Annotated in this window: 8 protein-coding genes; 3 read left to right on the plus strand and 5 right to left on the minus strand. The window is 64.9% G+C overall.

Annotation, left to right across the window (positions count from 1 at the left end; all coding sequences use genetic code 11):
- Positions 1–268 (plus strand): cobalamin-dependent protein (locus VF515_09945; protein ID HEX7407957.1); only part of this gene is annotated, 268 nt, incomplete at its 5' end.
- Positions 269–436: 168 nt separating this feature from the next.
- Here VF515_09945 and VF515_09950 read toward each other — a convergent pair.
- From VF515_09950 to VF515_09965, 4 genes are all read right to left on the minus strand, one after another.
- Complete coding sequence (locus VF515_09950) at positions 437–820, minus strand: type II toxin-antitoxin system VapC family toxin (GenBank protein HEX7407958.1); 384 nt, start codon at positions 818–820, stop codon at positions 437–439.
- Positions 817–1,026, minus strand: a complete 210-nt coding sequence (locus tag VF515_09955; protein HEX7407959.1) for a hypothetical protein — start codon at positions 1,024–1,026, stop codon at positions 817–819. The genes VF515_09950 and VF515_09955 overlap by 4 nt, the downstream gene beginning before the upstream one ends.
- A gap of 415 nt (positions 1,027–1,441) precedes the next feature.
- Positions 1,442–2,563: a Glu/Leu/Phe/Val dehydrogenase gene (locus VF515_09960; protein ID HEX7407960.1), complete on the minus strand. Its 1,122-nt coding sequence runs from the start codon at positions 2,561–2,563 to the stop codon at positions 1,442–1,444.
- A 144-nt stretch (positions 2,564–2,707) separates the two neighbouring features.
- The gene (locus VF515_09965) at positions 2,708–3,901 is read right to left on the minus strand and encodes a methionine adenosyltransferase (protein HEX7407961.1); all 1,194 of its coding nucleotides are present in this window, start codon (positions 3,899–3,901) and stop codon (positions 2,708–2,710) included.
- Positions 3,902–4,075: 174 nt separating this feature from the next.
- Here VF515_09965 and VF515_09970 point away from each other — a divergent pair, with 174 nt between their 5' ends.
- Complete coding sequence (locus tag VF515_09970; protein HEX7407962.1) at positions 4,076–4,546, plus strand: peroxiredoxin; 471 nt, start codon at positions 4,076–4,078, stop codon at positions 4,544–4,546.
- Positions 4,547–4,690: 144 nt separating this feature from the next.
- Complete coding sequence (locus VF515_09975) at positions 4,691–5,593, plus strand: SDR family oxidoreductase (protein ID HEX7407963.1); 903 nt, start codon at positions 4,691–4,693, stop codon at positions 5,591–5,593.
- A gap of 154 nt (positions 5,594–5,747) precedes the next feature.
- Here VF515_09975 and VF515_09980 read toward each other — a convergent pair whose 3' ends face one another.
- A complete protein-coding gene (locus VF515_09980; GenBank protein HEX7407964.1) occupies positions 5,748–6,803 on the minus strand; it encodes a TlpA disulfide reductase family protein in 1,056 nt (351 codons plus the stop codon).
- Between the last annotated feature and the right edge of the window lie 178 nt (positions 6,804–6,981).

Genomic DNA, 6,981 nt, shown 5'->3' on the forward strand with positions numbered 1-6,981 from the left:
CGGCATCGTCAAGGCGGCCGTCGAAGAAGACGTCGACGTCATCGGCCTGAGTTGCCACTCATGGGAGTACTTGGAGTACGTCGACGAACTGATGGGACTCCTACGCGAGCGTGAGCTGGAGCTGCCCGTCGTCGTCGGCGGTTCGGTGATCACGGCGGAGGATCAACGCCTGCTGCGGGAAAAGGGCGTGGCTGCAGTCTTCGGTCCCACCGCGGGCGTCGAGGATATTCCCGAGACCATCAGACGCCTAGCCGCGCGTCACGGCTGAAGCGAGCAGGGAGCCATCGCCGAGCGCGTCCTGCGTCTCACACCCGAGTTCCGGGTCGACACGGATCTGCCGTTCAAGGACGTCCCGACCGGGCCGAAGAACCTGGGAGCCCGGAGGCTGGAGGCTAACGGTGATTGGTGCCTGCAATCGTGGCCGGCCGCCACACGTTCAGGCCCGCACGATCTGCGGCACGTAGTCGAAGTGCTGGTCCCGCGCGTGCAGGACGATGCTGTGCTGCAGCACGAGCGCCGAGATCCAGATGTCATTCGTCGGGATCGGGGTTCCCTGGAGGCGCAGCTGTCGGAACACGGCCGCGTAATGATGGGTGGTCTGGTCATCGGCGAAGAGCACGTGCACACCGTCTTTCATGAGGAAGCGCCGCAGGACGCGCTCGTTTTCCGCCGCCCGGCGCCCGAGCGCAAATCCGGCACGCAGCTCGGCCACGACGATGAACGGCAGGTACACCGTCTCGGCAGTCGCTACCAGTCGGGCGGTTGCCTCCACGCCCTTGCACAAGTCCACATACCGGTTGGTGTCGAGCGCGACTCTCATTTCCAGAGGTGCTCGTCCACTTCATCCTGCGCTGCAAGAGCTGCCTCGACCGCCGCGTCCTTCTTCCAGGTACCGACGATGTCGCTGAGATCGCGCCGCTCGATCCTGGTCTCATGGAGCCCGATCCCCTCCGCGAGCGCCTCGATCGCGACCTCATTGAGGCTGCGCCCTTTCGCACGGGCGCGCTGCCGCATCGCCTTGTCCAAGTTTGCCGGGATGCCCCGCACCGTGTATTGCATGCAGCACATGTAGGCAGTGCCTGCACGAAATGCAAGCATTGCGGCTGGAGTCGGCCGCAATTCACCTTCGTCTGCGGGGTCGGATGATCCTGTGGCGAGTCGCGATAGGGAATGACACGGAACACCAGTGGCTCACACTCCGAGGTGGGACCTGCTTTGCCCACAAAATCGGGCGAGTCCCCACTCGTCATTCCCGCGAAGGCGGGAATCCATTGCGCGGGGACGCCACCACCCCACCTGGATACCCGCCTTCGCGGGTATGACGGGCTTGGACGTGTGAGTTCTCCCACCGCTCCGACTTCTTCGGCAAAGCCGGTGGAACCCTTCAGCAGACGGCCTTGGCGGCCGAGCCCTGCCGCCCGGCGGTTCCACTCGCGTCGCGTCAGCTCCGGGACGAGCCGCGCCGGCGATAACCCATCGCTTCCTTGACCCGCGTGCGGGCAAGGTCCACGGCGGCGGTTCGGGGCAACACGTGCTGGTCATGCGCCTGTTCCAGGACCGAACGCGTGTTGTCCGCGATCTTTTCCTGAATCGCTGCAAATGCCTGAGCCTGCGTGCCGCCGTGATACTCGACCGCGGCGCAGATGACCCCGCCGGCGTTGGCGATGAAGTCCGGCACCGACAGCACGCCTGCAGTGTGCAGCATCACCTCGGCTTCCGGCGTGGCAGGAATGTTTGCGCCTTGCAGGAGGAGCTTGGCGCGCAGCCGCTTGGCGTTGGTGGCATCCAGGACGTCCGGGCGGGCTGCTGGAATCCAGATCTCGCAGTCCACTGCCACGAGTTCCTCCGGGGGCGCCGGCTGCCCGCCGGGGAACTCGCGCACCGTGCGATGCCCGGCTTTGAACGCCAGCAGCGCTGGCAGATCGAGTCCCTTCGGATTGACCACGGCGCCCCCACTGTCTGCCGCTGCAACCAGCGTGGCTCCTCGCTCAGCGAGAAAGCGCGCCGCATGGCGCCCGACTGCGCCGAAGCCCTGGACGACGACGCGGGCACCCTTCAGCTGGATACCCGCGAACTCCTGTGCCACCTCGGCGCACACTGCCAAGCCGAAACCGGTGGCCCCGATCGCATCCAGTGGGATGCCCCCGAGCACGCGCGGCAGACCCACGGCGCGGCCGATCTCATCGTGCAAGTACGCCATGCAGGTTTCATCGAGGCCCATGTCCGGGCCCGGGATGTACTCAACCAAATTGCGGATAGCGCGCCCGAGGGCGCGCACCACCTGCTGCTTGGCGGCGCTGTCCATCTTCGGGTCGCCGATGATGCCGGCTTTGCCGCCCCCGTGCGGCAGGCCCGCGGCGGCGTTCTTGTAGGTCATGGCCCGAGCCAGACGAGCGACCTCTTCGACAGTGATATCCGGCGCCATGCGAATCCCGCCGATCGCCGGCCCGCACGCCACGTTGTCGACCACGACAAAGCCTTCCAGCCCCACTTCCGGTTCGCGAATCAGGACCACCTTCGCCGGACCCAACTCGTCACCGAGCTTGCGCCACTGGGATTCCATCGCCTCTTCTCCCTTCCGCCCGGCCTCCTCACCAACCGAGCGCTCTGACCTTCGAACTCACCCTGCGCCAGCAGCCTGTCGGACTTGGCACCCTGCAGCGACCCAACGGGGAGCGATCCATAGAAATGACGCCGGCCGCAGGCCCTAGCAGACGGCGTGCTCACCGCGGATCAATTCGGATTGGAAATCGGACATGCGCGCCAGTTCGGCATTCACGGTGTCGCGAACCCTTCCTTCCACGTCCGCAAGCGCCAGCCCGCCGGGCATGACCAGCTGCACAGCCGTCCACGGCTCGTTGACGGGCTCACCGATACGGGCCGTGAGATACACATACACCTCGATGACCTCCGGGCAGCGTGCATGGATCAAGCGCGCCAGCCGGTGACTCAGCACGTCGTAGATCTTGCCCACGTGGGCAACTGGATTCTTGCCTGCGGCCGCTTCGCCACCGGTTGGGCGTGAAAAGGCGATCAGCCCGTTTGCCCGGTTTCCCCTGCCCACCTGACCCGAGTCCGCGTCCTCGGCGGATGTGCCGGTCAGAGAGAGGTAGACTCCCTCCGTGCCGTGGCCAGGCCGATCCAGACAGTTCAGTCGCCAGCCGATTTCAAACGGCGCGGAGTTGAAGTGCTGGGCGAGTGCCGCGAGGATTTCGTCTTTGCGCGCGAAATAGGCGTGCTCTGATTTTGTCGCCAGGCAGAGCAGCGGCATGGCAACCGTCACCGCCAGCTGCTCGTCCTGACGCACGGCAAAGACCTTGACGTCCTGGCCCGTGTCGGGAAACCGCGCCTTGAACTCGGATGAGTTCAGCAGCTGCTCGATGGCGAGCACGATCTCCTCCGTCGGGCTGAGCGGCGCGTAGCCGGATGCGCCACACGTGTCGTTTGATACCACGGCTGCCTTGTGGCTGAAGATGCTGCGCAACTCCTCGGAACCTGGCGCCAGGGCGCTACGCATCTGCAGGTCTTGCCCAGCGCGGACGTGTGGAAGGTGGGCGCGGACCCACGCGTCCACGCTGGCCCGTGCCGTCTCCTCAACCGGCAACCTCAGTCCACTCACCTCGAACGTGGCACGGTCTCCCACAATCAACTCCATCGGCCGCACCAGCCTACCGACTCCGAATCCCTTGGTGCACTGGCCGGCCACCAAGAACGCTTTGTCGATGTTGTAGTGGCAAATCGTGCCGACGCGCTCCAGGTACATCCGGTTGAGCGCCAGCGAAATCGTTTCCACCAGGGCGTCGCAGATCGTGTCGGGATGCCCGAGGCCTTTGCGCTCAACCACTTCGATCCGCCGTCGCGCCACCGGCGTTTCCCCAAGAGTTTCGACGATGATCGTCACTGTGGGTCCTCCACTCTTGGCAAACCACGGCAACTTTCCTGCCAGGCACGCACGTCCCGCCAGCACGAGCCGATAGGATTGCCATTCTCGAACTTGGGATCATTTTCGTCGACCCTCTTGATCAAATCACTGAGTATGGCAGGGTTTGAACACTGACCTGCAAGGAGGCTCCACATGGCGATTGAAGAAGGCCAGCCCGCACCGGATTTCACCCTCGTCGACGCCACCGGCAAGAAAGTCTCTCTCAAGGACTTCGCCGGCAAGGACGTCATTCTGTACTTCTACCCCAAAGACGACACGCCCGGCTGCACGAAGGAAGCCTGTGGCTTTCGCGACAACGGGAAGGCTCTCGCCAAAGCCAATGCCGTTGTCCTCGGCGTCTCCGCTGACAGCGCGCCGTCGCACCAGAAGTTCATCGCCAAGTACAAGCTGCCGTTCCCTTTGCTCTCCGACCCGGAGCGCACGGTGATGGAGGAGTACGGCGCCTATGGCGAGAAGATGATGTACGGGAAGAAAACCACCGGGGTCATCCGCTCGACGGTGTGGATTGGTCCGGACGGTCGCGTCAAGAAGCATTGGGCGAAGGTAGCGAACGCCGAGGCGCATCCAGCCCAAGTGTTGCAAGCGCTGACCGGCGGCAAGTAGCGTCCGGTCACGCGGCGTCCGCCTCGAAGCCGTTGGCGGCGTCGGAGCGGTGCGCGCCGTTGATTCCGACGCCGTCGTGGCGTATCGGAGCGGCTGGGGCATTCGAGTCCGGGGCCGAAACGCATTTCATACGAGGAGATCGTGATGAGCAAGTTGTGTGAAGGTCGGGTCGCTATTGTCACCGGTGCCGGTCGCGGCATCGGCCGGGAGCACGCCATCATGCTGGCTGCCCATGGGGCCAAGGTGGTCGTCAACGACCTCGGCGGTGAACGCGACGGCACCGGCCGGTCAGAGGGGCCGGCAGCTGAAGTGGTGCGCCAGATCGTTGCTGCCGGCGGCGCGGCCGTCGTCAACGCCGATGACGTCAGCAATTGGGAGGGCGCCCAGCGCCTGATCCAGCAGGCCATCAGCACATTCGGGCGCTTGGACGTGGTGGTGAACAACGCCGGCATTCTGCGCGACCGCATGCTGGTCAACATGAGCGAGGCGGAATGGGATGCCGTCATCAAGGTGCACTTGAAGGGCACCTTCGGACCGGCACACTTCGCGGCGGCCTACTGGCGCGATCAAGCCAAGGCCGGCAAGGCCGTCGACGCACGCATCATCAACACGACATCCGTGTCCGGGATCTACGGCAATCCGGGACAGACCAACTATGGCGCCGCCAAGGCAGGGATCGCCGCCTTTACCATCATTGCGGCGCGGGAACTGGGACGGTACGGCATAACCGTGAACGCCGTGGCGCCCGGGGCGCTGACGCGGATGACCGAAGATATCGGTATGGGGCGCGGCACCGATGAGGAGAAAGCCACGCTGCATCCGCGCTGGATCGCCCCCATCGTTACTTGGCTGGCAAGCCCCGAATCGAAGCACATCACCGGACGGGTCTTCGAGGCCTCCGGCCAGGTGCTGGCGATTGCTGAGAGCTGGCACCGCGGCCCCGTGACCAAGCCGATCGAGGACCCCGCCACCATGGGCCCGGTGGTCGCGGAGCTGATGCGGACGGCTCGCAAGAACGCCGGCATGAACGGGCAGGATCTCGACTAGGGCCTGCGGCCAGCGTTCTTTCGGCGGGCCGCTCCCCGCCCGCACTCCAGAGGCTTCCGGCGGACGTGTTGGGTCGCTCAGGCTTCCCCCAAGTCCGACAGGCTCCTATAGGCCTGCGGCCAGCGTTCTTGATCGGGCTTCGCACCTGCCGCTTTCAGCTCTTCGCTGTTCCCTCGAGCGGCTGGTAGTACGGCTTACCCGCTTGTGCCCATTCGGAGTACATCTCGAAAAACGCGGGCCCCATCGGGTCCACGCCGCGGATCGGCATCGAGCCGCGGCGGATGGTGAAGTCGTGTGGTGCCAACTCGCCCGCCCGGACGAAGTGCCGTTCCCCCACCGCCGGTTTTCCGGCCTGGTGCAGATACCACCCCAAGGCAAACTCGGCGCGTGCCAGTTGCTCTTCAGCGGTGGGCCGCACTTGGAGCTTTCGGACTTCATCGGCAGCCAACGGCGTCTTGCCCTCCTTCACCCACGCCCGCAGGGCTGCCAGATGTGGGGCCGACGGGATGCCGTGCATGTCCTTGAACATGTCGGTGCCGAAGGCGACATCGTTGGGGCGCACGATGTGGCCCTGCTCGTCGATCCACACGACGGTGGGCACATTGACGATGCGGTACAGGTCGGCGAGCCGGTGTTCCGTATCGATCAGGCTCGGGTGTGACGGCCTGGCGGCTTCGACGAATGGACGCGCATCCTCGGCACTCTTGTCGAGGGCGACGGTGACCACGGTAAAGCCGTGATCCTTGAGCTCGGCGTACATTTCCTGCCAGACCGGCAGGTCATAGCGGCAGCCTCACCACGAGGCATAGGCGACGAGCAGGACCTTGTTTCCGCGGTACTCGGATAAGGAATGCAGCGTGCCGTTCAGGTCCGGGAGGGTGAAGTCCGGCGCCTGCAATGACGCGAGCTGTGCCGCACGCTCAGCGGCCGAGGCGCCGAGATAGGCGACGCGCTCTTCAACGTCCATCGCCAGCGGCCGAGAGAGCAAGCCGGCGAAGCCGGCAAGATCGACGCCGGTTTGAGTGACCAGATCCGCATGCCCGCGCACGGGTACGCAGCGATCATCCTTGCACAAGCCCTGCGGCTTCAGCTCCCAGCCGAGCGCCTCGCGCAACGCCGCCGGTGAGAGGTGGACGCCGTTGTCGCTGATCGTGGCCGCAACCGTGCACACCTTCCCCTCATCGAGGAGAGTAAATTCTCGTGTATTCATGGTGGGAACGATTGGGCTCTGGCGCCCGAGGTATGTCAATACTCCTGCCCCGGCGCCTCACATTGACCGAGTCCGAGAATATTCGTGTGTAGACCCTGCCCGGCACGACATCCGAAGCAGCTTCACGCGTGCGCGCCGGCGAGGTGGTAGAGCATCCAATACACGATGACGCCGGTGA

This window comes from Candidatus Binatia bacterium, assembly GCA_036382395.1.
In the GTDB taxonomy this organism is placed as follows: Bacteria; Desulfobacterota; Binatia; order HRBIN30; family HRBIN30; genus JAGDMS01.